Source organism: Sphingobacterium sp. HJSM2_6, from assembly GCF_049316305.1.
In the GTDB taxonomy this organism is placed as follows: Bacteria; Bacteroidota; Bacteroidia; order Sphingobacteriales; family Sphingobacteriaceae; genus Sphingobacterium.
In genome coordinates, this window is the sequence record NZ_JBMOXB010000001.1 from 1 (window position 1) to 24287 (window position 24287).

The window sequence follows — 24287 nt, forward strand, 5'->3', positions numbered from 1 at the left end:
TTAATATTATGCTTGCGACACAGTTCCGATACCGATACCTCTGCCCGTAAGGCTTCCATAACGATCATGATTTTTTGTTCTGCTGTAAAGATTCTTCTGGTCTTGCGACGAATGTCTTTGATGAAGTTTTCTGGACTACTTTTTATTGGTCTTCCCATATTACTAAAGTTAAGTGTTTTTGAATAAAACACTCTCTTAGTTAAGATTCAAACGTGTCCATTTTTTGCTGACGATTTACAGTACGCTGGGCTAGGTCCAACCTTTTCTATAGAGGAGAGAATGGTAATGGAAGAAATTATGCATTTTATGCCAATAACATGCAAATGTCGCGTGCTAATGGATATTTTGGGTTTGGAGGATCAATACCTATGAAGTTTGCAACCGATGAAACAACAGCTGATCCATGTAGTTTAATTTATCCACTTGGCTTATGGAGACAACCAATCAAATCAGATTTTGCAGGTCTAGTTAGAGATGATGTTGAATTAGATCCATTAACATCTGCAATAGGTCCATTAGGTGGGGTAGTTGATGCATCTGGAGTAACAGGTTTAATAAATGTCATCACTAACCTTTTAGGAAATACACTATTTGGAATTGTAAATGTTCGAGCTCCAAATTCTTCCCTACCCACAAGTTCACCTTTTAATTATGGCCAATATGCTATTTCAGGTGGGGCTCCTGCTGTTGGATCAAATGCCTTTGGTACAGCGTCCAGTTCATCCAATAATTTAAGATTTTATTACAATGGACAGATATCTAATGTTAATGTTCTTCAGGAAGTTGCAGGTGGTGATGGGTTGTTAAATGTTGGATTAAATGATATTTCCGCTGATATAGCAGGAATTGAAATTGCAAGTTTAGATTTACCGTTATTGGATAGTTATGGTAGAGTTACAGCTCTTTGGACTAGCGAGCAGGCTGCTCAAGTTCTAAATTTGGCAAGTGCGGGAACTTGGGGCTACCTTGGAAATGCGGGTAGGACATTTTCTTTAACTAGTTTGGGAGCAAGGTTTCATATGGCAAATAATACTGGAGAGTTATTAAATGGCGTAAATCTAGTAGGTTTAGATGTGTTGGGAACATCTTTTAAAAACTGCCGTTGCGTTAGAAATTAACGCAAAAAGCTTTCTCCCATTATAGAGCGGTGGGTTTACTTTATCCACCGCTCAATTTATTCATTTTTATATTTAAACAGATTTAATGTTATTATTGATTGAACCAATCGACCCATTAAATTCTTTAAGTGCATGTGTTATCTTGTAACATAACTAAATATCAATTGGCAGGATTATGAAACAGTTTGTTTAAAGTTTGTTATAGATTTAAGAAAATATTTACAACTGATATCATGCTTTTTTATTTTAGTGAATAAACCTATTAAAGCTCAATAAGAAATTTATTATTTATTCCAATTAATATTGCAATATGAAACTAAGATCAGACCTTACATTAAGACAAATAGGTAATGAATATATTATGGTTGAACCTGAGAATGGAATATTAGATTTATCAAAGGTCTTCTGCCTAAATAGATCTGCGGCACACTTATGGAGTAAGCTTCAAGGTGTTGAATTTAATGAAAATGATGTGGCAAAAATTCTGGCTAAAGAATATGAATTAACATTAACACAAGCTTTTAATGATGGAGTATATTTAATTCAAAAGTTTAGATCTGCAAATCTTCTTCAATAATTTTCATTTTGTGCATCATTTTTAATAATTAATCCTATCTATTATAAAATTGATTGCTTCTTGAAAGGAAAAAGAATTTCTAAAAAAATCTTTTCATCCCATTTGTCATATATTGTTTTCTTGAAATATTGTCATGGGTTTCATTATTAATCTTTATTCTATTAACAAAAGCTGGGAATTGCTGAAGTAGCAGATGGATTTGATACAATCATAAATTAAATTTAGGGCTGGGTTGTAATCTTCCCCTAGCTAGCTACATCCAAAACTATAAAATTCCAGTCAGAATTGCTGTTGTTATCCTGTTGGAATGTGGGAAACTTGGAGAGTTTTCCATATTTCAATTGGAACTCTGTTGGTGTTAGTTGACCTAGAGATGAGTGTGGTCTTTCATTGTTGTACATCCAAACCCATACGTTCGCATATTTTCTGATATCTTTCAGGCTTTCAAACAAATAACTACCCAAAACATCTTGTCTGAAAGTTCGATTAAATCTTTCGATCAAGCTGTTCTGCCTCGGCTTGCCTGGTTGAATAAATTCTCATACTATATCTTTATTTTCTACACCAAACTCGAATAGCTTCAGCAACAAGTTCTAGCCCGCTATCTGATCGGGTCTTCTCAGGTTTACCTCGCCATTCAATCAAATTTTCTAACTCTCTTACCACACGCTGTGCGGGTAGGCTAGTATCAACATAAATTGAAAGAGCCTCGCGGCTGAAATCATCAATGATATTCAGCGTTCGTATGGTCTTTCCACTGGCTGTTGTATCGTGTATAAAGTCAAGACTCCAAGAAATATGGCCCTATGGGGCAAAGTAAAGGTGCCTTGACACGTGCAGGAAGACGTTTATTCCGCTTATTACGAAAGTTCAATCGCATATTCGTATAGATACGGTATACCCGTTTATGATTCCACAGATACTGTAACTTTCTTAACCTATTATACATCATCCAAAAGCCCCAAGTGCGGTTCAGATCAGCAAGTTTAGAAAGCTGTTCAATTACTTCATCATCATTTTTACGCTTTAGTTGATAATAGAAAACTGAAGTGCTTAATGAAAACAGTAAACAGGCCAGACGAAGGCTCATGCCCAATTCTTCTCGGGCATAGCCTATAAGCTCTCTCTTTTCGACAGACCCTAAAGCGTTTCTATGTTGATATTGACCGAGCTCAGCTGATAGAGCAATACACTTTAAATGTATTGGGCCTGGGTTCGATTGGATCAGAATCAATACCTTGTTGCCTGATGTAAAATTACATGATACATAGTAATCATATTAGGTTATTTTGTTAATTTTAAAGAAACGAAAATACCTATGAATTATGTCAAACAACAAGCAAAGAACTTTTTTTGGAGGATTATACGGGAGTGATTCGATTGATTTTGTCAAGGGCTTAGTGTACATATATCCTTTTGGTATCATTGGAAAACAAAACAACAACACGGTAAAACCGCATGTACATAATAATCAGTTCCAGATTTTTTTACTGATACAGGGAGAAACACTTTTGCTTTATCAGAATGAAAAAATAAACGTTTGTGGCCCATCGATAATAACCATTCCTAAAAATACGGAGCATGGATTTGAGCACCTGAGCGAACAGAAAGGTTGGATTATCAGTCTTTCCGATGCTGTGCTGGAACACATGATTATGCGTGAGGCTGATGTGATTTCTGCACTTGAAACTTTCCGTATTATTCAGGTTGCCACCGGGGAATATTCAGAATGTATTTTTCAGACCATGCTCAATTGCATTAAAGAATATAATGATGAACAGACCGGTAGATTGCTCATGCTCGAATATATCGTTGGACAGTTTATTGTACAGCTTAACCGGTTGCCCGATAACCAACAGCTCAGTATTTTTAGCAATGATAATACATCCACCATCTATTATAGGAGATTTACGCAATTGGTGAGGATCTCGGGTACCTATAAGAAAACCATTGAACAATATGCAAGTGAACTCAATATCACTTCCGGTCACCTAAGCCGGATATGCAGGGCGGTAACAGGCAAATCTCCTAAGGAAATCATCATGGATGTATATATAGCTGAAGCGAAATTGCAGCTTTCGTATATTGAAAAGAGCATCAATGAAATCTGTTACTCCTTGGGGTTTGAAGACCCGAGTTATTTTGCAAGGGTCTTTAAGAGAAAGGCTGGAGTAAGTCCCAATGAATTCCGTAAAGTACAGAATATCAAATCCTAACAATCTACTATACTTATCACATTTGTCCCATTATTAGACGAAAAGTCCTAACATCAAACCTAATAATCCTATTAAGTTTGTTATTGTGCGAGTGAATAAGCACTCCTAACGAGTAAGTGAACACTCTTTACATAAAAAACTCTTTTTTATTCAGAGAAATGGCAGACATTATTATAAAAGGAATTGAAACTTTAATTGTTGATCTCCCCACAATTCGTCCCCATCATTTATCGATGGCGGTAATGCGTAAGCAAACGATGGTGATCATCCGATTGTATTGTTCGGATGATGTGGAAGGAATTGGAGAAGCGACCACTATCGGTGGCATTTCCTACTCCGATGAATATCCCGAAGGGATAAAACTAGCTATCGATACCTACTTTACACCACTTCTCATTGGTCAGGATCCCACCAATATCAATCGAATTATGAAAATCCTTGATAAAAATGTATGCGGAAACAATTTTGCCAAATCAGCCATTGAAACAGCTTTGTTAGATGCGCAAGGAAAGAGATTAGCAGTTCCTGTTTATGAATTATTGGGCGGAGCTATTTCAGAAACTTTACCCGTTTTGTGGACATTGGCAAGTGGAGATACAGCAAAAGATATAGAAGAAGCCAAAAATTACATTTCACAGAAAAAATATAACGTATTTAAATTAAAAATAGGTCGGAAAAATCCTAAAGAAGATATCGAACACGTTGCTATTATCAAAAAGGAATTAGGTGACGATATTAAAATTACTGTAGATGTAAATCAAGCTTGGAGCGAACACATTGCCAAACAAGCGATTCAAAAATTACAAGATGCCGGAATAGATTTAATTGAACAACCAATAGCCAAATCGAACTTTGATGGATTGGCTAGATTGACTTCTTATTTTGAAGTTCCAATAATGGCTGACGAATCTGTAGCCACGATTCAAGATGCATTCGAATTGGCAAAAATACATGCAGCCAATGTTTTCGCTTTGAAAATATCTAAGACAGGTGGGCTTTCTAATATTGTTCGTCAAGCTGCCATTGCCCATGGCGCAGGAATCTCTCTTTATGGAGGTACTATGCTCGAAGGTAGCATAGGTACTGCCGCATCTGCACAGGTTTTCGCAACACTACCCAATTTAGATTGGGGAACAGAATTGTTTGGTCCACATTTATTGTCCGATGATATTGTTAAAAAGCCTATTAATTACCAAAACTTCGGATTGACATTGCCTCAAACCCCCGGTATTGGTGTGGAATTAGACCTTAATCAGTTAGAAAAATATAAAAGAAAATAACTCATGGTTTACGCAGTAGAAATGGATGTAAATATACCTGAATCTTGGAGCGAAGAAAAGCTTGCAGATTATTTAGCCAGAGAAAAAAAAACCTCTCAAAAATGGCAAAAGTCAGGAAAATGGATTTATCTGTGGAGAGTCGCAGGACGATATGCAAACGTGAGTATCATAGAAGCCGATAGCCCAGAAGAATTACATCAAATTGTAAGCTCGTTACCACTATTTCCCTATATGGATATCAAGGTGAAAAGCCTGTGCAAGCACCCTAACGCAATCAGAGATTCTTTGATTTAAAAAATATCAGGATAGTTTTAAAAATTAGAAAACATGGAAAAACAATTAATTGATCAGGTTTTAAGAAAAATTAAAAACACTGAAGTTGAAGGAAAAGGAAACGAAAGAGTAAAAGAAATCGTAGCCAGATTGCTGAAAGATTTATTTTACGCTATCGAGGATTTAAACATTAGCAGCGAAGAACTTTGGATGGGATTAGACTGGCTAAACGGAGCTGGAAGAAACCATGAATGGGGGCTTATTTATGCTGGTACAGGCTTAGAACATTATATTGATGAGAGAATGGATTGGGTAGACAAACAAGCCGGATTAGAGCTTAAAACGCCAAGAACTATAGAAGGACCATTGTATGTTGCTGGTGCACCAGAATCATTGAGTTATGCCGAATTAGAAACAGAACCAGAACCAGGTGCAGAAAGACTTTATATGCAAGGAACTGTTTTAGATGAAGACGGAAATCCAGTAGAAGGTGCATTGGTAGAAGTTTGGCATTGCAACTTAAAAGGTATGTATTCTTATTTTGATAAAACACAACCTGAATTTAATCTACGCAGATCGATTAGAACTGGAAAGAATGGTGCATATCAATTTAAATCATTCGTTCCGGTTGGTTACAGCTGTCCTCCTAATGGTTCTACAGATACGTTAATGCAATTATTAGGGCGCCACGGATCGAGACCAGCACACATTCACTTTTTCATCACAGCGCCTGGATTCAGAAAACTTACTACACAAATCAACATTGAAGGTGACGCTTTATTAGGTCAAGATTTTGCATTTGCAGACAAAGACGATTTGGTTCCACCGATTACAAGAATTTCTAAAGATCAAGCCAAAGAAAAAGGTATTGATGAGGCTTATGCTTCAATTGATTTTGACTTCAACATTGTTCAAGATAGAGAAAAAATTGCTACAGGTGAAAACAACCGTACAAGAGTAGCCTTAGTTTATGATAAAGCATAAAATCAAATTTCCAAACAGCCTTGTATTATTAAAGGTTGGCAATTTTTTCTAAGAAACTATTGCAACCGATATCAACGTAGGGCTGATTTTGAAACTATAAAATTTTTGAAATTATGGGTAGAAAATTAAATGTCCCATTCGAGAAGTATGTCAACATAACCAATGAGACAGACAGGGGCTTGGTAGAATTTGACTTTGCTATTGGCGATCCAACTATGTACGTAGAATTGGCTTTACCCAAAAAGCAGTTCAATGAATTTTGTGAAAATAACAAAGTGAATTTTCTCACAGAAGAACAACTGCTGGTTGTAGCAAACGACAAATACAAATGGAAATATGGTGTATTAGGAACTAAAACTGAATTACCCGACGAAGATAACGAGTATGGGGATGAAGAAGATTCTGATGAATAATATCCTTGCTATTTTCTTTTTTTTCAACAATTAATTAATAAAATAATGTCATTAGAAATTAAAAGCATACAGATTAAAGCTAAACGCGAAACGTTTGGACACGTAGAAAGGCGTATTGGTATAGGTAAAATTGCAAGCCGATACGAAGAAGCAACTTATGATTTGCAACCGACTGTCAATTTTCATTATTTACCTACTTATAATTCTAAATACGAATTATACGATGAGCGCAAAACAACTATCAAGATGAGTGACTGGTATAAAATCTTGGATCCACGCCAATTCTACTACTCTAGTTACGTCGCATCAAGAGCCAAACAACAAGAAAGCACTACACAAAATTTTTTATACATAGAAAAAAAGAATTTAGTGGATAGTATTCCAGTTTCATTGAAAGAACAATTCTTTAATAATATTTTGCCTTTGCGTCATTATGAATGGGGGGCAAATATGAACAATTTACAATTGGTTTCAGAAGGTTATGGTGCATCATTTACAGCGGCGGCAATGTTTCAGGCAGAAGACAAAATCGGGACAGCACAATTGCTTACCAAAATCGCTTTGTTATTTAGTGAAAATGAAGTTGAAGTTCTCGAAACAGCAAGAAACAATTGGTTAAACGATTCTTCTTGGCAAGGTTTAAGAAAATTGACAGAAGATTCTTTTGTGATAGAAGATTGGTTTGAACTTCACTTGCTGCAAAACGTAATTGCAGATGCTTTTGTTTATGATTTGTTCTTTAATCATTATGAAAAAGAATTAGTTAAACAAGCGGAGGCCGGAACATATTTAATGTTAACAGGCTTCTTCTCAGATTGGTATGAAGAAACTAACAAATGGATAGATTCTACCATAAAAATTGCGGCCTCCGAATCGGTAGAAAATAAAAACATACTCGAAAATTGGGCTGCAAACTATATTGATGTGGTGCAAAATGCTGTACTTCTTTTAGCTAAAAATTTATTTTCAGAACCTGAAAAAGTGGTGGAAGAAATCAAAACAACATTAACCGATCGATTGATTAAAAGCGGATTAACCCTTTAAGATATGGCAGAAGTAAGCAAAGTTTTTTTGGCACTTCAAGCCGTTGAAGAATCCAAAGCAGTGGTTGCCGCGATCGAAAAAGACAATCCTGATGCCGTAATTGAATACGATGCCGCAATGGTTAAAATTACCGCACCAGGAAGATTAACCATCAATGTACAAACCGTAAGTGATTTGATTGGCAGAGAATGGGATTCACAAGAATTACAAATCATCTTGATTACGCTTTCCGGAAACGTAGACGAAGATTATGATTACTTCACGCTATTCTGGGATTAATTTTTTTAAGAATAGAAAAAATATCAATATGCAAAATAGAAAAAAGCGCCTGAGTATGAAGGATCAATACAGGGCAATGACACGATTAGGCTGGGAAACCACCTATCAAGATATGGACAAAGTTTTCCCTTATGACCAATTCGAAGGAATCAAGATTAACGACTGGGAGGCTTGGGAAGATCCGTTTAGAATGACGATGGATGCCTATTGGAAGTTTCAAGCAGAAAAGGATAAAAAATTATATGCAATCATAGATTCATTTGCTCAAAATAACGCTCAGAAAAATTTGACTGATGCAAGTTATTTATCTGCATTGAAGTTGTTTTTAACTGGAGTTTCTCCGGTTGAATATCAAGCACACAGAGGTTTTGCTCACATTGCAAGACACTTCAGAGGCGATGGTCCGCGAGTTGCTTGTCAAATGCAAGCCATTGACGAATTGCGTCACATTCAAACGCAAGTGCATACCATGAGTCATTACAACAGACATTTCAATGGATTCTCAGAATTTCCGCATTGGCACGACAGAGTTTGGTATTTATCAGTTCCTAAATCGTTCTTTGACGATGCCCGTACAGCCGGTCCATTTGAATTTATAGTAGCCATTGGTTTTTCTTTCGAATACGTTTTGACCAATCTTTTATTCGTGCCATTTATGTCAGGAGCGGCATTCAATGGAGATATGGCAACCGTTTCCTTCGGATTCTCTGCTCAATCTGATGAAGCACGCCATATGACTTTGGGCTTGCAAGCTATCAAATTTATGTTAGAACAAGACCCAGATAACGTTCCTATTGTACAAAAATGGATTGACAAATGGACTTGGAGAGGATACAGAGTTTTGGTATTGGTTGCGGCAATGATGGATTATATGCTTCCAGAATCACCGCAATCTTGGAAAGAGGCTTGGGAACTTTATTTCGAACAAAACACTGTCGGATTGTTTAATGACTTGGCTAAATATGGAATAAAAGTACCAGATTGTGTAGGGAGAATTAAAGCAGAAAAAGACCATGCCTCCCACCAAGTTTGGATGACTTTCTATACACACGGTGCCGCAACAGCAATGCACACTTGGATTCCTGATGAAAAAAAACAAAAATGGTTGAGCGAAAAATATCCTGAAACTTTCGATAAATACTACAAACCTATTTACGACCACTGGAAGGAAAGAGCCGATAAAGGAGATCGCTATTATTCACAAATGCTACCGCAGCTTTGTCAGGTTTGTCAAGTTCCAGTTTTGTTCACAGAATCGGATAGTGACGAACCGATGAAACTTTATCAAAGACAAACCTTATATAAAGAAGAAAGATACCATTTCTGTTCAGACCAATGCCTGCATATTTTCGAGCAAGAACCAGAAAAATATGTTTATGCTTGGATGCCTGTTCAGCAAATTTTCCAAGGCAATTGTGGAGGGCCAACTATTCCGGATGTTCTTAATTTCTATAAGATAGCTGACGGAATAGAAAACAGAGATTACAAAGGTTCTGAAGACGAGGTTGCATATAATATGATGTAAATCTTTATAAGCAAAATTATAATTTCAATGTAGTACTCACCCATTCCATCTTAAAAAAAGAATTAAATGGGTTTAAAAACAAACAAATATGGCGACCATAAAAATAGGAGAATATAATCCACCCGTAAGAGACAAAGTAGAAAACTTTGGTGGAAATTACTTGGTTTATGCCTCTTGGGATAACCATAGGTTAATCAATTCGGCAATGGGTTTCCCATTGCCGCCGAATATGCCTTTCAAAGTATTTATTAACGAAGTTCTTCCGGCTTGTTACAATGATCATCCTGATTTTGCAAACTTAGATTGGGACACTACAGAAGTTCATTGGTTTTTAAATGGTAAATCATTTACCCCCGATTTTGATAAATCATTAGCAGAAAATGGTGTTGACCATAAATCAATTCTTCGTTTTAATACACCATCGCTGAAAGGTATTAATGGTGTTGGAATTTAACTACTAATAATTTCAAGCTATGTGTTATAAAATAATAATAGAACCAACCGGAGATGAAATCACGGTAAACGAAGGGCAAACTATTTTGGACGCTGCCTTAAGACAAGGTGTTTATTTACCACACGCTTGCAGTCATGGTTTATGTGGGACTTGCAAAGTTGAAGTTTTAGAAGGTGAAGTAGATTTGGGAGATGCATCGCCCTTTGCCTTGTTAGATATTGACAGAGATGAAAATAAATGCTTGGTTTGTGTTGCGGTTCCCAAAGATAATTGTGTTATAGAAGCCGATGTTGACGAAGATCCGGATTCCAAATCAATTTTGGTAAGAGACTTTGAAGGAACAGTAATTGAAGTCAAAGATTTAACCCAAAGAATCAAAGGGATTGTTTTAGAGTTAAATGAAGAAATTGAATTTCAAGCGGGGCAATATGTTCAATTTTATTATCCTGGATATGATGAAGGAAGATCTTTTTCAATTGCCACCTCATCCAACAACAAAAAAGTGATTGAACTAAACATCAGCATTGTGCCTGATGGAGAAGTGACACCACTTATTCATCAAAAAACAAAAGTTGGTGATAAATTCAGAATTGTTGGTCCTTACGGCAGATTTTTTATCAGAGAATCTGCTCAAAAACCAATGATTTTTTTTGCTGGTGGTTCAGGTCTTTCTTCGCCTAAAGCAATGATTGAAGAGCAATTAGAAAATGGTTGCAAACTTCCTATCACTTTATTTCACGGTGCGAGAAGTGTGGATGAATTATATTATGCTGATTTGTTTGGTGAGTATGAAAAAACGTATGACAACTTCAAATACTATCCAGTAATATCTGACGATAATGTAAGCAATTGGGATGGAGAAAAAGGTTATGTGGGAAATGCTGCGCTCAAAGTTTTTGAAAACAATTTTATGGGACACAAAGCATATTTATGCGGTCCACCAGCAATGATTGAGTCTTGTATTTCTTGCTTATTCAAAGGAAGACTGTTTGAAAGAGATATATATTTAGAGAAATTTTTCTCGAAAGCAGACCAAAACAGTACGCCCAAAAGTCCTTTTTTCAAATCAATATAAAAGAAGCACACATTTATTATAATTTCAAAAGGTTGTCTATGGAGGCAGCTTTTTTAAAAATTCAAATAAACTATTTTCTAAAATAAATCAATGCCAATATTATCATTAAATGAATCCGATATTTATTATAAATCCGATGATTTTAATAAAAATGAAACTGTTGTGTTTTCCAATTCATTGGGTTGCGACATCAGTATGTGGGATGAAAATATTGAAACTTTAAAAAATCATTTCAACGTGCTTCGTTTGGATACACGAGGTCATGGAAAAAGCAGTATCAAGCAAGATGAAGTCAGCATCAAAGAATTAGCAGAAGATGTGATTGTACTTTTAAATTATTTAAAATTAGAAAAAGTCATTTTCTGTGGATTGTCTATGGGGGGATTGATTGGGCAATATTTAGGAATTCATTTCCCTGATAGACTTTCCAAAATTATTTTAAGTAATACCGCGGCCAAAATAGGAACAGTTGAAGGATGGAATAATCGCATCTATCAGGTTAAAAACCATGGTTTGTCAAGTATTCTTGAGGGAACGGCAGAACGTTGGTTAACGGAAGAAAATAGGGCTAAATATCCAGCAAAAGTGAATCAAATTCTTGAAATTTTCGCTTCAAATTCTCTTCGTGGATATACAGCTTGTTGCGCAGCAGTGAGAGATGCAGATTTTAGAGAAGATTTGATGAAGATCGATGTTCCAACTTTAATAATCAGTGGAACTAAAGACAGTGTAACCACCGTAGAGGATGGAAATTTTATGAAAAATAAAATACCATTTGCCAAACACGTTTCTTTAATAGCGGCACACCTTTCTAACAAAGAACTACCGGAAGAATTTTCAAAAAATATTATTCATTTCTCAGTACAATAAAATATTAAATGAAGACAGTACCACAAATATCTTTGCAAGAAGCAGCTGCTTTAGTAAAAGATGGAGATACACTATTACAAGGAGGTTTCGGAATGACCGGAAATCCAGTTCATCTGATGCATGCCCTTGCAGAAACACAAACAAAATATTTAACCTTTATTGGGAATAATGTAGGCGAACCTGGAATAGGTGGCGGAAGATTGCTTAGGAACGGCCAAATAAGTAAAATGATCGGTTCTTTCTTCACATCGAATTCCGAAGCGGTAAAAGCTGCACAGGAAGGTGTTGTAGCCTATGAACTATTTCCACAGGGTACTTTGGCTGAAGCTTTACGTGCCGGAGGTGCTGGTATTGGTGGTTTCTACACACCTACTTCTGCGGGAACTGAATTGGCACAAGGAAGGGAAATGAAAATAATCAATGGTGGTGAACAGGTATTTATCCCTGCCCTAAGGGGGAATGTCGCTTTCATAAGAGCTTGGAAGGCCGATACAGCTGGGAATCTACAATACAGAATGACAGAGCAGAATTTCAACAGGGTAATGGCTACAGCCGCAGACTTAGTTATTGTAGAAGTGGAAGAAATTGTTCCTGTGGGCGAAATAGCTCCAGAATCCATTCATACTCCAGCTTCATTTGTAGACTATTTGGTCGTAGCGAAACTTACGCCAGAAGACCTTGGCAGTTCAGTAGCTGTATCATCCAGCAAAAAGGTTTCTGAAATTCGTCTCCATATGGCAAAACGTGCACTGCAAGAGTTAAAAAGTGGCGATGTGGTCAATCTTGGTATCGGTATCCCTACTCTAGTTGCTGATTTGATTACCGAAGTAGATAGTATCATCCTACATACGGAGAACGGTATGTTGGGCGTTGGGCCTGCTCCAAAAGATGGTGGTGGTGCGATGGACTATCCTGTCAATGCAGGTAAAGTACCCGTAACTGCCCTGAAAGGTGCTTCATATTTTGATTCTGCAGATTCCTTTGCAATGATCCGTGGCAAGCATATCGATGTTGCTGTAATGGGGGGATTACAGGTGGACGAAAGTGGGAATCTTGCCAACTGGGCAGTTCCAGGTCAGCCACTTTTAGGTGTCGGCGGAGCGATGGATCTGGCATCTGGAGCCAAAACACTGATTATTACGATGACCCATACCGAAAAAAACGGTGATGCAAAGATCGTTCCTGTATGTGACTTACCTCTTACTGCACTAAAAGCAGTAGACATGATCATCACCGATAAAGCGGTCTTTAAATTTATCGATGGACAACTAACATTAATCGAATTAATGCCAGATGCAACGTTGGAAGAAGTATTAGCAACAACAACGGCAAAATTTGTCCAACGGTTGAAGTAACAAATGTGTTGTGGCCTTTCTTATTAGCTTCATAGTTGAAAATCAGGGTCTAGAAACACTTTTCAAACGGTTTTGAGCGTTTAATTGGGCTTTTCGATTGGTTGCTGTATCGTTTGCAATGGAAAATCTGACACGTGCCCTAAAAGTAAAACTTAACATTATAATAAATGAGCAAGGAAGCATATATTATTGACGGAATCAGAACTCCTGTTGGAAGTTTTGGCGGAACATTGAGCGCTGTTCGTGCGGATGACCTGGCAGCAATGGTCATTGAAGAATTGGTAAAAAGAAATCCAGAAATTCCAAAAGAGCTTATCGATGATGTAATTCTAGGTTGCCATAACCAGGCCGGTGAAGACAATAGAAATGTAGCAAGAATGGCTGCGCTTTTAGCAGGACTTCCAGTAACGGTTCCAGGAGAAACGGTAAACCGCCTGTGTTCTTCGGGCATGTCTGCTATTGTACATGCCTACCGTGCAATCAAAGCCGGAGATGGTGATATTTTTATTTCTGGAGGTGTGGAACACATGACCAGAAGCCCTTTGGTTGTTTCAAAGCCATCAAAGGGATTTGGTACGGATGCAAAAATGGAAGATTCCTCGTTTGGCTGGCGTTTCATGAACCCGAAAATGAAGGAAATGTACGGTATCGATCCTATGGGAATGACGGCTGAAAATCTGGTGGATATGTATAGTATTTCAAGAGAAGACCAGGATAAGTTTTCACTTTCATCGCAACTGAAAGCTGCACAAGCTGCGCAGAACGGAAGGTTAGCCGAAGAGATTATGTCGGTAGTGATATCGCAAAAAAAAGGTGAACCACTTGTTTTCGACAAAGATGAATTTGTTCGTGGCAATTCAACCCTTGAAGGATTGAGCAAGTTAAAACCGGCTTTTAAAAAAGATGGAACGGTTACAGCAGGAAATGCATCCGGTTTGAATGATGGAGCTGCCGCTGTATTTGTGGCTTCGGGAGAAGCTGTAAAAAAATATGGATTAAAGCCTCTTGTAAAAATTGTGAGTACGGCTGTCACCGGTGTAGAACCAAGAATCATGGGTATAGGCCCCGTAAGTGCAACGCAAAAGGCATTGGAGAAAGCGGGATTGACGTTGGATGATATTAATGTAATGGAATTTAATGAAGCGTTTGCCGCACAGGCACTGGCCTGTACCAGAGCTTTAGGACTAGCAGATGATGATCCGCGTATCAATCCTAATGGCGGTGCTATTGCTATCGGTCATCCTTTGGGTATGTCAGGTACTAGAATTACCTATTCCGCTGCGCTCGAACTTCACAAGAAAAATGCAAAGTACGCTCTTGCTACAATGTGTGTTGGTGTTGGACAAGGTTATGCCATTATCTTAAAGAAAGTTTAGAGAAATGAAACCGAGGCCCAATTTACCTTCGGTTTTTTTAAACATTTAAAATGTGTTTTATTTGGTAATTGTTCCCATACAAGTACATACATTTTAATACAATATAAATAAATTCATTATTACCATTTTCGATGACTGAAAAAAAACAGGATATATTAGATTCAGCATTAAAGATTTTTACAGAGCAAGGTGTTAGAGCCACAACTACCAAGTCCATAGCAATCAAAGCCAATGTCTCGGAATCACTTATTTTTAAACACTTTGGTTCAAAGGAAAATCTGGTAGAAGAAATTATAAAAAAAGGATATTTAGATGCTGCTAAGGAACTTTCTGGGCATTTGGACTATAATACACCTCAACATTATATTGCCAATTTGCTGGAGGTCCCAAAAATTCTTGTGCAATCAAACAAGGATTTTTGGAGAATGCAATACAAGATAATACCACTCAATGATATGGCTAGCAGATATCATCAGCAATTTATCAACCCATGCAGTAAAATGCTCATCAGAGCATTTACCGAATTGAACTATCGAAAACCAGAGTTTGAAACAGATATTCTCCTTCTGTTCATCGATGGTCTATGGAAAAATATCGCTGCACATGATTTTGATGTAGATTATATTAATAACCTGATACGCATAGTGCAGCGTAAGTATGATCTTAAACTGTAAAAAACTGAATTTGTTTGTGCAGTTGATTTAATATACCATCAATGTACTTGTTAAACTTTTAATAAGAATGTTGAACATTTGTAACCCTATTTTTAATTTTTTGATGCGAAGTTTCTTTAATACGTTTTTAAATTTCTGAGGTTCAACTTTTCTGTCGCTCATACTTTTGATAACCGATTTATCTTGTTGTACTGGTGTTCTGATAGATGGGTGAAATGGCTGAATTGGTTTTTGTATTTCCATGTTTTGTACCTTCAAATATCAAAAAATCAGGCAAAATCGAACCAATTATCATACGTTATTCTTTAATATTGTCGTTTTCATAGGATCATCTATGTTTGTGAACTTTTTTAGTACTGATGTACTAAGACTTTAATTTCCGTTCCAAACTACGCTAATACGTTCAAATGCTTGTCTAAATTCTCGATTTTGCCTATTGACAGCTTCTTAACTTTTTGAAAATCGTAAAATGAAAGCCGTACTCAAAAGCACTATTGAAGTAGCGATGCACACCGCTACAAACGAAACCGATATTAAAAAGCAACTGTTAGATAAAGGCATTAATACATTGGTAAAGTACAATGATGAGAGGCGTACATATCCTATGACCTTTATCGATCATGAAAACCGCAACTTTTGGAAGGGATCAGCTTTGGACAAAAACTTTTCGGCTAACGTCTTTAATGATTGGAGAAAAGGAAAGGCTGTTGGGCAAGGCCGAGAAACTGAAAAAACATCCACACAAAATCAGCCGCCGACCACAAGTAATCCCATAATGAAAGAGGAACCCTATACCCTTTTTAACTTCCTAAATAGAGAACAGCCAACCGATGATTTATGGATAGACGGATGAGGTGGGCTCTTGTCTGAAGCACAGGGCGAAGACTACAAGGAACAGGGATTTGCCAACCGCATGAAGAAAAAAAGAGCTTGTAAATTGTTCTTTTCAGAGAAGTTAGGCAAAACAGTACATACGTTTATCAACTAATCATCAAAACATCCATTTTGAACAGGTATGGATGATTTTGTTTTTATCTTTATTTTATGAAATCTTACCTCGAATCAAAAAATATGACAGAAGCAGATTGCGAAGCGTTAGAACTTCTTACTAAAACAAAGAAATTTAAAAATAAAGAATTTTTAATCCAGGAAAATAGTGTTTCAAAAGAAATTGTCTGGATAAAAAAAGGAATGTTACGTTCTTTCTATTACAATAATAAAGGCGAAGAAATTACTTATTGTATTGCTTTTGAAAATAGCTTAATGACTGCCTTATCTTCGTTTATAAGTGGAACTCCTTCTCAAGAAAATATACAAACAATCGGAGATGTAGAATTAATTTCTATCACTAAAGAAAATGTTGACAAGTTATGCGAAAACAACTTAAAATGGACTATTTTTTTCAAAATCATGATCGAAGAACAGTTTATTGAATTGGAAAACCAATTGTTCAACATCCAACGATATACTGCAAAAAAACGATATGAAAAACTTATGTCAGAGTTTCCTGTTTACGTACAACGTATTCCTGTCCAATATTTGGCAACTTATTTAAACATCACACCAAGACATTTAAGCAGAATCCGAAAAGAAATCAATTTATAGACATTTGTCCTTTTTCATCGTAAGCTAATATCAGAAATTTGTCGTAAAAAAAACGATGAATCGAATTAATAAAGAGCTTAATGAAATCATGTTAAAAAGTGATTGGTTGAAAATCCCTTATGATGAATTGTTAGAAAACTATCCTAATTTAATAAGAGAAAAGGAATTGGAGTTATCCAACAATGAAACACCTCTCAAAATTCCTGAAAATTTGATAGTAGAAAACATTGAAACCACACACAAAGGAAGAAAAATAAGACTGCGAACGTACAAACCAAAAAACAAATCGAATCTTCCCGTATTATTATTTTTTCACGGAGGAGCATTTATATTCGGAACTCCCGAGCAATATGATTTTATTTTTTATAGATTATCTATTGATGTAAACATGTCTATCGTTTCGGTTGATTACAGTTTAGCACCAGAAAATCCATTTCCATCTGCTGTAGATGACGGTTACTTCGCATTGAATTGGATCATTGAAAATTCCACCATAATTCAAGCAGATATACACAAAATACTTATAGGAGGAAGCAGTGCAGGAGGAACAATAGCAATGTCGATAACACATTTGGCAAGAGATTTAGGCAATAACAGTATTTTCTTTCAATATTTATTATATCCACCCACAGATGATAGATTAGACACTCCTTCAATGAATGAATTTGCTATTGCTCCTATGCAAACCCGAAAATCGGCAAAATTTATGTGGCAACATTATCTTGGAAAAAAGAACAACGAAAATCCAAAATATGCAATCCCATTGAGGCAAAAAAACTTTAAAAATCTCCCCCCTGCTTGTATTGTTGTTTGTGAACTAGACCCGTTAAAAGATGAAGCAATACATTATGCAAACAAACTCAGAAATGAAAACATTCCTGTTGAGTTAATAGAAATAAAGGGAGCTATTCACGCATTTGATTTCTTCCCTTGCCAGCTTTCTGAAGATTTTTATAAAACACAAATTACGACTTTAAAAAACGCCATACATCTAGAATGAAAAGAATATTAGTGATGAACGGACATCCCCTAACTATTATTTTGGTACTGTAGTACCTTTATTGATTCAGTTACGGGCTCTTTGCAGAACATGGGTGACACTGGAAATCATCAACAAGATAATGAGGAATTTCGCAAGGGATATTTGACCTGTAAGTGAAATTATTAATAGAATATAGGATGAAATTTATCTTTCAATTAATTTATTCCAAACAAATCTTCCAATAAATGGTTCGAGTGTTACCCTGCGGAATCATTTTATATAAGCTACATGGAAGGATAGGGTTTTTATTCTTTTAATTGGAATAAATATTCGTTTAGCTTCCAAAGGGTATGAAAGGCATAATCCTATTCTAATTGCTAAGAAAAATTCAAATTATTTTCTAAAGAATCAAATCAGGTCATTCCAAGTTTCAACAATGCCATTTTCAAATTACTAAAACCATTATTTAAGTCACACTAATATAATAATATTATAATAGTGTAAAATTAAATTGTATGCAATTTAATTTTACACTACTTTTGTTTTAAAATAATTAATAAATGGAACAAGAATTAAAATTAGAAAATCAAGTTTGCTTCCCAATTTATACACTCGCTAAAGAACTTATCGTACTTTATCGACCAATTCTTGATAAACTAGACTTAACTTATCCACAATACTTGACTATGCTTGTACTATGGGAAAAAAATGATCAAACGGTTTCAGAGCTTGGCAGTATACTCAATTTAGATAGTGGAACACTTACACCATTGTTAAAACGATTAGAGCAGAAGAAATTAGTGAATAGAATTCGTAGTAAATCAGATGAGAGGTTGGTATACATTACACTTACAACTTCTGGTTTAAATCTTAAACAATCTGCACTCGAAGTACCTTTTAATATAAAAGAAGCAATAAAATGTTCAGATCAAGAAATCATAGCTCTTAAAGCTATGATTGAAAAAATACTTTTAAAAATAAAGTCTTAATAAAAGCATGCTTTTTACCTATTGATTGGTATGTAATAAAGATGCACAGAACAAAAAATAATTAAATTCCCATAAAATGAAAAAATTGTATTCAATAGCTGCTACAGCTACTGGTGGCAGAAATGGTCACGTAAAAAGTGAAAATAATGTATTGGATTTAGAGGTTAGAATGCCTAGGGCATTAGGTGGAGCGAATGATGATTATGCAAATCCGGAAATGCTATTCGCAGCTGGTTATTCAGCTTGTTTTGATAGTGCTTTGAATTTGATTCTTAAAAAAAATAAAATTCAAACAGGTATTACTACGGTTACAGCTTATGTAAATATTATTCAGCTAGAAAATGGAGGTTTTGGTCTAGCTGCCGAACTAAGCGTTAATATCCCTGATGTAGGTCTTGAAGAAGCTCAATCTTTCACTGAAGAAGCGCATAAAATTTGTCCATATTCTAATGCTACACGAGGAAATATAGAAGTTAAATTAACAGTTTCAAATAATTAAATCCTTCACAGATTTAATAACCTAGGCAGTCAATATTTTAGCAAATAGTTGAAAGAAATTAACATCTCGATAATTACTCAATAAAGAATAGAATGTTGATAACAACCTATTTAAGCTAAGTTGACTGCCTTTAATACATATTCCCGAAAACAAAAAACTCTATAGTAATTGTTTTTAGTATCATATTAAAGATTTGAAAAACGAATTAACACTTCTATAATAGGAATACTTAAGATATATTAAAATGAATTGGTGTCAAACCTAATACATTCGGAATAAAAATAAAGTTTATAAGTGCCCTGCTTATTTAATCCTGACGAAGTCCTGTTTGAACAATCCTAATAATACATAGTGTAAATAGTAAACCTCTCTCCTACTTTCAGCAACAAATCAATAGGATGTTTACCTTAAATAAAATTTACACTATTCTTTATGAAAAATATAAAGGTATCATACCATAGAATAAAACAAATAAAAAAAAACGTTTAAATATAAAAAGTCGCTGTAAAATATTTTGGCTATTTTAGGATTAAAACAATGGCTAAAATGCACGTTGCGTGTTGTTTTAAATAATAAATAGAAATAGGTAAAAAGGAATAGTTACATGCAAAAAATAGAAATACGAAAGGCTTTAGAAAGTGAAATTAATACATTATTAAGTTTTGAAAAAGAGATAGTAGAGGCAGAAAGACCATTTGACAATACATTAAAAAATGCTGAGATTCACTATTATGATTTATTGGGTTTAATAAAATCAGATAAATCCGAAGTACTTGTTGCATTAAATGATAACGAAATTATCGGATCAGGATATGTGAAAATTCTTCAAGCTAAGCCATATCAAAAATTTGAAGTATATGCGTATTTAGGTTTTATGTATGTAAAGCCACAATTTAGAGGAAAAGGTATAAATCAAAGCATAGTTCAAGAACTTATCAATTGGGCAAAAAATAAAAAAATTACAGAAGTCCGATTAGATGTATATGATGAAAATATAAATGCAAAAAAGGCATATTTAAAAGCTGGATTTAAACCTAATTTATTAGAAATGAGAATAGAGATTTAAAAGTATCCACTTCAAAAACCTGTTGTAATAATCAAGTCATTAAAGTCTTTTATTTATTGATTTTAATAAACCCTTATCGCTGTTTTATTATCTGAGAGCTTAGTCAAGCTAATATTTTTGTATAATGTTTCGTTCTGGAATATCGATACACAAAAAGAAACATTATTCGGAATTACCTAATACATCAAAGTTGAACTTACATTTTAATACCTACTAAGCACACTCATTATTAATTATTCATAGGATTTGATTTTCTGACCAGTTATAAAAACAAGTAGTTTATCAAAATTTTATTTGTTATTAAGTTGTTCTTACATAATTTATGTTATATCCAATTTCTATCATTTGACTTTAACTATTTCATTTCGTCTTGCAAACAAATTTCTCAACCTTCATTAAGACTACCTACTCATCCCTAAGTGAATGAATAGGATTGACTTTAGCGCTACGAATGGCTTGCCAGCCTATCGTTGTAGTTGCGAGTATCAAGGCCATAATACCAGCGAATGCAAATGTCCACCATTGAATATGGATATGATAAGCAAAATCGGATATCCCCTGATCCATTGCCAACCAAGCCAGAGGTGTTGCGATTAGAATTGCTAGAAACACCAACTTAACAAACACTATGGTCAACAAATTGACAATATTTAATATAGAGGCTCCAAGAACTTATCGCACTCCAATCTCTTTTGTGCGTTGCTGAGCAGAATAGGCTGCAAGTCCTAAAAGACCGAGCCATGCTATTGATTAGGCAGGAAATAAATCCATGCTAAAAATATTTTATTCCAATTATTTCATCCATTAGCCTTCCAATAACAACATAAAACCATCATATATCGCTATTAAAAAACAATTTATGATGACTACTAAAAATTCTGAAGCACCAATATTTTTAGGCAACCAGAAGACGATTATTTCATTTCTTCAATAATATTATCAATCAATTCTTTAACATGATGGTATTTTAATAATGGAGCTGCTTGTCCTGCCCAAAAGGATTTAAGCTCAGGATTGCTTTCTGTATTTGCAGGGTATGCACCTAATTTCCCCACAATTTTTCCTTGTAATGGATAAGGCGCTAAATTGGTTTGGAAATCTTTTAATTCTTCAGTGAGTTTGTTTTTTATTCCTCGAGACAATCTTCCTGTAAATATTTTAGTTAATGTAGTATAACGAGCATCTTTCGAAAATAACTTTTCTCTATGGATATTACTTGTTCCAGATTGCTGAGTAGCTAAAAAGGCAGTACCAATCTGAACTGCATCAGCGCCTAATGCAAAAGCAGCCTTTACCCCTCTTGAATCTGCGATACCACCTGCCGCAATTACGGGGATTTTCACATGATCAACAACTTGGGGTATCAAGGAAAATGTACCCACCAAACTTTCTTCTGCTTTATCTAAGAATGAAACGCGATGTCCCCCAGCATCAAATCCCGATGCTACTATTGCATCAACACCTGCATTTTCAATAGCAATGGCTTCATCCAAGGTAGTGGCAGTTCCCACTGTCTTAATCTGTAGTTGACGACATTTTTCAAGAATATCTTCCGAAGGAATTCCGTAAACAAAGCTGAATACATGAGGTTTTACATCAAAAATAGCCTCTATCTGATTTTCAAAACTAGGACTTTCTGGCAATGGAAAAGTTGGAGGTTCTACACCTACTTGTTCAAAATAAGGTTGAAATAGCTGAATAATTGTTTCGAACGCATTTTGATCAAAATCTTCGATATGCTCATCTTTATCATTAACCCAAAGATTAAGATTAAATGGCTTGTTGGTATTTTTTCTTATTTCATTCGTTATTTCAATGATTTCATTTGAATAAAATGGTTGACATCCGTATGAACCCAAACCACCTAAATTAGAAACTATCGAAGTTAATTCTATCGAAGAAACTTTTCCTCCAAAAGGTCCTTGAACAATTGGTAAATCTAACCCCAACAACCTTGTAAATTTTGTATCTGTCCACATAATTGTATGAATTTATTTCTGCACTACTAAATTGAATTTTAATACATATTCATCATAAACCTTATTATTTCCAAGAATCAAAGTAATAAAACTTAACCTTACTTGCTATTGTCCAATGTACTAATTTTAGTTTTTCATCTAAAATTTGTACCCATATCATAACCCTCTTCAATTTCTATCAAACTAACCTTGAATTAGAAGAAATCCACCGTAGATTTAAATGCTTTCGAAATGATATTCAAACAATTCTTGACTTTCCATGTACAGTTTCACCTTAATTCTAAATGATTTAATGATTATAAATTTTATATTTTTTTTAGATTTCGTAAGACATATAGATCACTTTTTCAATGTTTTCATCATCATATAAATTTGACATCAAGCCTGTTATTTTAAAACCTAGTTTATGATAAAATTTAATTGCTGGAACATTCGTGTTTTGAGTTTCCAGCGATATAAGCCTGGATTTTTTTATTTTTAGCTTGTTCAATTATTTTTTGAATTAAAAGCTTTCCAATTCCTTTTTGACATTCATTTTGGGAAACTATAATATTCGAGATATAAAAGCTATTATTCCATTCTTGTTCCTCACATATTGCAAACCCCAAAAGCTCATTACCATATACTCCAAAAGAATTTCCTTGTTTCAAAATTTCGTTATAGATATCAATATCTTTTCATGTAGGTCCGAAATCTTTCACATACTTAGTTTCCAAATTTTCTAGTGTTAACTTAAACATTATGGAATCTATATCGGAAGCTTGTATTAGTTTAAAAATTTGATAAGATTCATATCCATCCTGACCCAAATACTCCAATTCTTCTTTTGTCAAACGGTGCAATACCTCTATTTTCATAAACGATTTCATTTTCACTAAACTACTAGCGAACTTAATTTCCCAACAAAATCAATGTTCAATTTAACTACTTTTTTCAATCCAAAGTTACAAACATCTCTTTATATGTTCTATATTTAATTATTTATTAATACAATGTTAACCTATTCAATCGATATTTGTGATATTGCTAATGCATTTATCGATGAAAAAAGAAGATTTATCAACCTTATCAGATTCCGTGCTTTTATCTCGTTTAAACAAAGAAGACCAAACTGCATTTGATTTGCTTTTTAAAAGATATCATAAATCTACCCATCAATATTGTTTTAAGTTCATCCGAGATAGCGAAGTCGCAGAAGAACTAGCGATGGACGTATTATTTCGAATTTGGAAGAACAGAACCAAACTCCCCGAAAACATTGAGTTCAGTTATTACCTTCGAAGATCACTTAAGAATGCAGTATACAACTATTATCGTTCCAAATCGACTAATACCATCTTGATAGATCAAGTACCAGAAGGAAAACTTCCTTCATTCAATACCGTTGAGGATAAGATCTTAGATGCAGAAATGACCTTGATATATGAAGAAACCATGAATCACCTCTCGCCAAAAAAGCAGCTGGTTTTTCGTATGAGTCGTGAAGAAAATCTAACCTATGCCGAGATCAGTAATAAATTGGGAATCTCTGTTAACGTGGTAGAAAAATATATGGTTTCCTCTTTACACATCTGTCGGCGTCAACTTGCCGATAAGCTTACTTTCCTACTTGTCTTTCTTAGCATCACCTCCATTTGTTAAACGTTTTTCTCTT

At 35.0% G+C, this 24287-nt stretch carries 32 protein-coding genes; 23 read left to right on the plus strand and 9 right to left on the minus strand.

Annotation, left to right across the window (positions count from 1 at the left end; translation table 11 throughout):
• Positions 1-158: transposase (locus ACFRAE_RS00005; protein ID WP_422795545.1), on the minus strand; the 158-nt coding region annotated here is incomplete at its 3' end.
• A 165-nt stretch (positions 159-323) separates the two neighbouring features.
• Here ACFRAE_RS00005 and ACFRAE_RS00010 point away from each other — a divergent pair.
• The gene (locus ACFRAE_RS00010) at positions 324-1118 is read left to right on the plus strand and encodes a hypothetical protein (protein ID WP_422795055.1); all 795 of its coding nucleotides are present in this window, start codon (positions 324-326) and stop codon (positions 1116-1118) included.
• A gap of 310 nt (positions 1119-1428) precedes the next feature.
• Positions 1429-1695, plus strand: a complete 267-nt coding sequence (locus ACFRAE_RS00015) for a PqqD family protein (RefSeq protein WP_422795056.1) — start codon at positions 1429-1431, stop codon at positions 1693-1695.
• Between the two features lie 245 nt (positions 1696-1940).
• Here the strand turns inward: ACFRAE_RS00015 and ACFRAE_RS00020 are convergent, their stop codons facing one another.
• Genes ACFRAE_RS00020 through ACFRAE_RS00030 form a run of 3 tightly spaced genes read right to left on the minus strand, consistent with a single transcriptional unit; the run spans position 1941 to position 2785 of the window.
• The gene (locus ACFRAE_RS00020) at positions 1941-2228 is read right to left on the minus strand and encodes an integrase core domain-containing protein (RefSeq protein WP_422795546.1); all 288 of its coding nucleotides are present in this window, start codon (positions 2226-2228) and stop codon (positions 1941-1943) included.
• Positions 2229-2247: 19 nt separating this feature from the next.
• On the minus strand, positions 2248-2493 hold the full coding sequence (locus tag ACFRAE_RS00025) for a DDE-type integrase/transposase/recombinase (protein ID WP_422795547.1): 246 nt from the start codon (positions 2491-2493) through the stop codon (positions 2248-2250).
• Entirely contained in the window at positions 2477-2785 is a 309-nt protein-coding gene (locus ACFRAE_RS00030; protein WP_422795057.1) for an IS3 family transposase, read from the minus strand. Before ACFRAE_RS00030 ends, ACFRAE_RS00025 begins: the two co-directional genes overlap by 17 nt.
• 235 nt (positions 2786-3020) lie before the next feature.
• Between ACFRAE_RS00030 and ACFRAE_RS00035 the strand changes: the two genes are divergently transcribed.
• The 14 genes from ACFRAE_RS00035 (at position 3021) to ACFRAE_RS00100 (ending at position 15513) form a co-directional block, all read left to right on the plus strand.
• Positions 3021-3911, plus strand: a complete 891-nt coding sequence (locus tag ACFRAE_RS00035; RefSeq protein WP_422795058.1) for an AraC family transcriptional regulator — start codon at positions 3021-3023, stop codon at positions 3909-3911.
• A 158-nt stretch (positions 3912-4069) separates the two neighbouring features.
• The gene (locus ACFRAE_RS00040; RefSeq protein WP_422795059.1) at positions 4070-5191 is read left to right on the plus strand and encodes a muconate cycloisomerase family protein; all 1122 of its coding nucleotides are present in this window, start codon (positions 4070-4072) and stop codon (positions 5189-5191) included.
• A gap of 3 nt (positions 5192-5194) precedes the next feature.
• Positions 5195-5485, plus strand: coding sequence for a muconolactone Delta-isomerase family protein (locus ACFRAE_RS00045; protein ID WP_422795060.1), 291 nt, complete (start codon positions 5195-5197; stop codon positions 5483-5485).
• 33 nt (positions 5486-5518) lie between these two features.
• Complete coding sequence (locus tag ACFRAE_RS00050) at positions 5519-6448, plus strand: dioxygenase (protein ID WP_422795061.1); 930 nt, start codon at positions 5519-5521, stop codon at positions 6446-6448.
• A 113-nt stretch (positions 6449-6561) separates the two neighbouring features.
• Positions 6562-6861 (plus strand): phenol hydroxylase subunit, encoded by a 300-nt coding sequence (locus ACFRAE_RS00055; RefSeq protein ID WP_422795062.1) that lies wholly within the window; start codon positions 6562-6564, stop codon positions 6859-6861.
• A gap of 45 nt (positions 6862-6906) precedes the next feature.
• Positions 6907-7905, plus strand: a complete 999-nt coding sequence (locus ACFRAE_RS00060) for a hypothetical protein (protein WP_422795063.1) — start codon at positions 6907-6909, stop codon at positions 7903-7905.
• 3 nt (positions 7906-7908) lie between these two features.
• The gene (locus tag ACFRAE_RS00065) at positions 7909-8184 is read left to right on the plus strand and encodes an MmoB/DmpM family protein (RefSeq protein ID WP_422795064.1); all 276 of its coding nucleotides are present in this window, start codon (positions 7909-7911) and stop codon (positions 8182-8184) included.
• 55 nt (positions 8185-8239) lie between these two features.
• Positions 8240-9709: a YHS domain-containing protein gene (locus ACFRAE_RS00070; protein WP_422795065.1), complete on the plus strand. Its 1470-nt coding sequence runs from the start codon at positions 8240-8242 to the stop codon at positions 9707-9709.
• Between the two features lie 88 nt (positions 9710-9797).
• Positions 9798-10163: a phenol hydroxylase subunit P4 gene (locus ACFRAE_RS00075; RefSeq protein WP_422795066.1), complete on the plus strand. Its 366-nt coding sequence runs from the start codon at positions 9798-9800 to the stop codon at positions 10161-10163.
• A gap of 19 nt (positions 10164-10182) precedes the next feature.
• Entirely contained in the window at positions 10183-11238 is a 1056-nt protein-coding gene (locus ACFRAE_RS00080) for an NADH:ubiquinone reductase (Na(+)-transporting) subunit F (protein WP_422795067.1), read from the plus strand.
• Positions 11239-11328: 90 nt separating this feature from the next.
• Entirely contained in the window at positions 11329-12108 is a 780-nt protein-coding gene (gene pcaD, locus ACFRAE_RS00085; protein ID WP_422795068.1) for a 3-oxoadipate enol-lactonase, read from the plus strand.
• Between the two features lie 8 nt (positions 12109-12116).
• Positions 12117-13463, plus strand: a complete 1347-nt coding sequence (locus tag ACFRAE_RS00090) for a 3-oxoacid CoA-transferase (protein WP_422795069.1) — start codon at positions 12117-12119, stop codon at positions 13461-13463.
• 167 nt (positions 13464-13630) lie between these two features.
• Positions 13631-14839, plus strand: coding sequence for a 3-oxoadipyl-CoA thiolase (gene pcaF, locus ACFRAE_RS00095; protein WP_422795070.1), 1209 nt, complete (start codon positions 13631-13633; stop codon positions 14837-14839).
• A gap of 131 nt (positions 14840-14970) precedes the next feature.
• Positions 14971-15513, plus strand: a complete 543-nt coding sequence (locus ACFRAE_RS00100; protein WP_422795071.1) for a TetR/AcrR family transcriptional regulator — start codon at positions 14971-14973, stop codon at positions 15511-15513.
• A gap of 27 nt (positions 15514-15540) precedes the next feature.
• On the opposite strand, the gene ACFRAE_RS00105 is transcribed toward ACFRAE_RS00100, so the two are convergent.
• Entirely contained in the window at positions 15541-15756 is a 216-nt protein-coding gene (locus ACFRAE_RS00105; RefSeq protein ID WP_422795072.1) for a hypothetical protein, read from the minus strand.
• 226 nt (positions 15757-15982) lie between these two features.
• Here ACFRAE_RS00105 and ACFRAE_RS00110 point away from each other — a divergent pair, with 226 nt between their 5' ends.
• From ACFRAE_RS00110 to ACFRAE_RS00135, 6 genes are all read left to right on the plus strand, one after another.
• Positions 15983-16366, plus strand: coding sequence for a hypothetical protein (locus tag ACFRAE_RS00110; RefSeq protein WP_422795073.1), 384 nt, complete (start codon positions 15983-15985; stop codon positions 16364-16366).
• A 218-nt stretch (positions 16367-16584) separates the two neighbouring features.
• Positions 16585-17118 (plus strand): Crp/Fnr family transcriptional regulator, encoded by a 534-nt coding sequence (locus tag ACFRAE_RS00115; RefSeq protein WP_422795074.1) that lies wholly within the window; start codon positions 16585-16587, stop codon positions 17116-17118.
• A gap of 55 nt (positions 17119-17173) precedes the next feature.
• Positions 17174-18118, plus strand: a complete 945-nt coding sequence (locus ACFRAE_RS00120) for an alpha/beta hydrolase (protein ID WP_422795075.1) — start codon at positions 17174-17176, stop codon at positions 18116-18118.
• A 542-nt stretch (positions 18119-18660) separates the two neighbouring features.
• Positions 18661-19089 carry a MarR family winged helix-turn-helix transcriptional regulator gene (locus ACFRAE_RS00125; protein WP_422795076.1) on the plus strand — a complete coding sequence of 143 codons (429 nt, stop codon included), beginning with the start codon at positions 18661-18663 and terminating at the stop codon, positions 19087-19089.
• A gap of 76 nt (positions 19090-19165) precedes the next feature.
• Positions 19166-19588 carry an organic hydroperoxide resistance protein gene (locus ACFRAE_RS00130; protein ID WP_422795077.1) on the plus strand — a complete coding sequence of 141 codons (423 nt, stop codon included), beginning with the start codon at positions 19166-19168 and terminating at the stop codon, positions 19586-19588.
• A 604-nt stretch (positions 19589-20192) separates the two neighbouring features.
• Positions 20193-20654 (plus strand): GNAT family N-acetyltransferase, encoded by a 462-nt coding sequence (locus tag ACFRAE_RS00135; RefSeq protein ID WP_422795078.1) that lies wholly within the window; start codon positions 20193-20195, stop codon positions 20652-20654.
• Positions 20655-21059: 405 nt separating this feature from the next.
• On the opposite strand, the gene ACFRAE_RS00140 is transcribed toward ACFRAE_RS00135, so the two are convergent.
• From ACFRAE_RS00140 to ACFRAE_RS00155, 4 genes are all read right to left on the minus strand, one after another.
• Complete coding sequence (locus ACFRAE_RS00140) at positions 21060-21293, minus strand: ABC transporter permease (protein WP_422795079.1); 234 nt, start codon at positions 21291-21293, stop codon at positions 21060-21062.
• Between the two features lie 275 nt (positions 21294-21568).
• The gene (locus ACFRAE_RS00145; RefSeq protein ID WP_422795080.1) at positions 21569-22633 is read right to left on the minus strand and encodes an NAD(P)H-dependent flavin oxidoreductase; all 1065 of its coding nucleotides are present in this window, start codon (positions 22631-22633) and stop codon (positions 21569-21571) included.
• A gap of 416 nt (positions 22634-23049) precedes the next feature.
• On the minus strand, positions 23050-23283 hold the full coding sequence (locus ACFRAE_RS00150) for a GNAT family N-acetyltransferase (RefSeq protein ID WP_422795081.1): 234 nt from the start codon (positions 23281-23283) through the stop codon (positions 23050-23052).
• Positions 23284-23310: 27 nt separating this feature from the next.
• Positions 23311-23490, minus strand: a complete 180-nt coding sequence (locus tag ACFRAE_RS00155) for a hypothetical protein (RefSeq protein ID WP_422795082.1) — start codon at positions 23488-23490, stop codon at positions 23311-23313.
• 184 nt (positions 23491-23674) lie between these two features.
• Here ACFRAE_RS00155 and ACFRAE_RS00160 point away from each other — a divergent pair, with 184 nt between their 5' ends.
• Positions 23675-24274, plus strand: coding sequence for an RNA polymerase sigma factor (locus ACFRAE_RS00160; RefSeq protein WP_422795083.1), 600 nt, complete (start codon positions 23675-23677; stop codon positions 24272-24274).
• Positions 24275-24287: the final 13 nt, after the last annotated feature.

Coding starts and splice junctions, on each gene's coding strand:
- ACFRAE_RS00010 (WP_422795055.1), top strand. CDS start 324: ATGTCGCGTGCTAATGGATATTTTGGGTTTGGAGGATCAATACCTATG.
- ACFRAE_RS00015 (WP_422795056.1), top strand. CDS start 1,429: ATGAAACTAAGATCAGACCTTACATTAAGACAAATAGGTAATGAATAT.
- ACFRAE_RS00030 (WP_422795057.1), bottom strand. CDS start 2,785: ATGAGCCTTCGTCTGGCCTGTTTACTGTTTTCATTAAGCACTTCAGTT.
- ACFRAE_RS00035 (WP_422795058.1), top strand. CDS start 3,021: ATGTCAAACAACAAGCAAAGAACTTTTTTTGGAGGATTATACGGGAGT.
- ACFRAE_RS00040 (WP_422795059.1), top strand. CDS start 4,070: ATGGCAGACATTATTATAAAAGGAATTGAAACTTTAATTGTTGATCTC.
- ACFRAE_RS00045 (WP_422795060.1), top strand. CDS start 5,195: ATGGTTTACGCAGTAGAAATGGATGTAAATATACCTGAATCTTGGAGC.
- ACFRAE_RS00050 (WP_422795061.1), top strand. CDS start 5,519: ATGGAAAAACAATTAATTGATCAGGTTTTAAGAAAAATTAAAAACACT.
- ACFRAE_RS00055 (WP_422795062.1), top strand. CDS start 6,562: ATGGGTAGAAAATTAAATGTCCCATTCGAGAAGTATGTCAACATAACC.
- ACFRAE_RS00060 (WP_422795063.1), top strand. CDS start 6,907: ATGTCATTAGAAATTAAAAGCATACAGATTAAAGCTAAACGCGAAACG.
- ACFRAE_RS00065 (WP_422795064.1), top strand. CDS start 7,909: ATGGCAGAAGTAAGCAAAGTTTTTTTGGCACTTCAAGCCGTTGAAGAA.
- ACFRAE_RS00070 (WP_422795065.1), top strand. CDS start 8,240: ATGAAGGATCAATACAGGGCAATGACACGATTAGGCTGGGAAACCACC.
- ACFRAE_RS00075 (WP_422795066.1), top strand. CDS start 9,798: ATGGCGACCATAAAAATAGGAGAATATAATCCACCCGTAAGAGACAAA.
- ACFRAE_RS00080 (WP_422795067.1), top strand. CDS start 10,183: ATGTGTTATAAAATAATAATAGAACCAACCGGAGATGAAATCACGGTA.
- pcaD (WP_422795068.1), top strand. CDS start 11,329: ATGCCAATATTATCATTAAATGAATCCGATATTTATTATAAATCCGAT.
- ACFRAE_RS00090 (WP_422795069.1), top strand. CDS start 12,117: ATGAAGACAGTACCACAAATATCTTTGCAAGAAGCAGCTGCTTTAGTA.
- pcaF (WP_422795070.1), top strand. CDS start 13,631: ATGAGCAAGGAAGCATATATTATTGACGGAATCAGAACTCCTGTTGGA.
- ACFRAE_RS00100 (WP_422795071.1), top strand. CDS start 14,971: ATGACTGAAAAAAAACAGGATATATTAGATTCAGCATTAAAGATTTTT.
- ACFRAE_RS00105 (WP_422795072.1), bottom strand. CDS start 15,756: ATGGAAATACAAAAACCAATTCAGCCATTTCACCCATCTATCAGAACA.
- ACFRAE_RS00110 (WP_422795073.1), top strand. CDS start 15,983: ATGAAAGCCGTACTCAAAAGCACTATTGAAGTAGCGATGCACACCGCT.
- ACFRAE_RS00115 (WP_422795074.1), top strand. CDS start 16,585: ATGACAGAAGCAGATTGCGAAGCGTTAGAACTTCTTACTAAAACAAAG.
- ACFRAE_RS00120 (WP_422795075.1), top strand. CDS start 17,174: ATGAATCGAATTAATAAAGAGCTTAATGAAATCATGTTAAAAAGTGAT.
- ACFRAE_RS00125 (WP_422795076.1), top strand. CDS start 18,661: ATGGAACAAGAATTAAAATTAGAAAATCAAGTTTGCTTCCCAATTTAT.
- ACFRAE_RS00130 (WP_422795077.1), top strand. CDS start 19,166: ATGAAAAAATTGTATTCAATAGCTGCTACAGCTACTGGTGGCAGAAAT.
- ACFRAE_RS00135 (WP_422795078.1), top strand. CDS start 20,193: ATGCAAAAAATAGAAATACGAAAGGCTTTAGAAAGTGAAATTAATACA.
- ACFRAE_RS00145 (WP_422795080.1), bottom strand. CDS start 22,633: ATGTGGACAGATACAAAATTTACAAGGTTGTTGGGGTTAGATTTACCA.
- ACFRAE_RS00155 (WP_422795082.1), bottom strand. CDS start 23,490: ATGAAAATAGAGGTATTGCACCGTTTGACAAAAGAAGAATTGGAGTAT.
- ACFRAE_RS00160 (WP_422795083.1), top strand. CDS start 23,675: ATGAAAAAAGAAGATTTATCAACCTTATCAGATTCCGTGCTTTTATCT.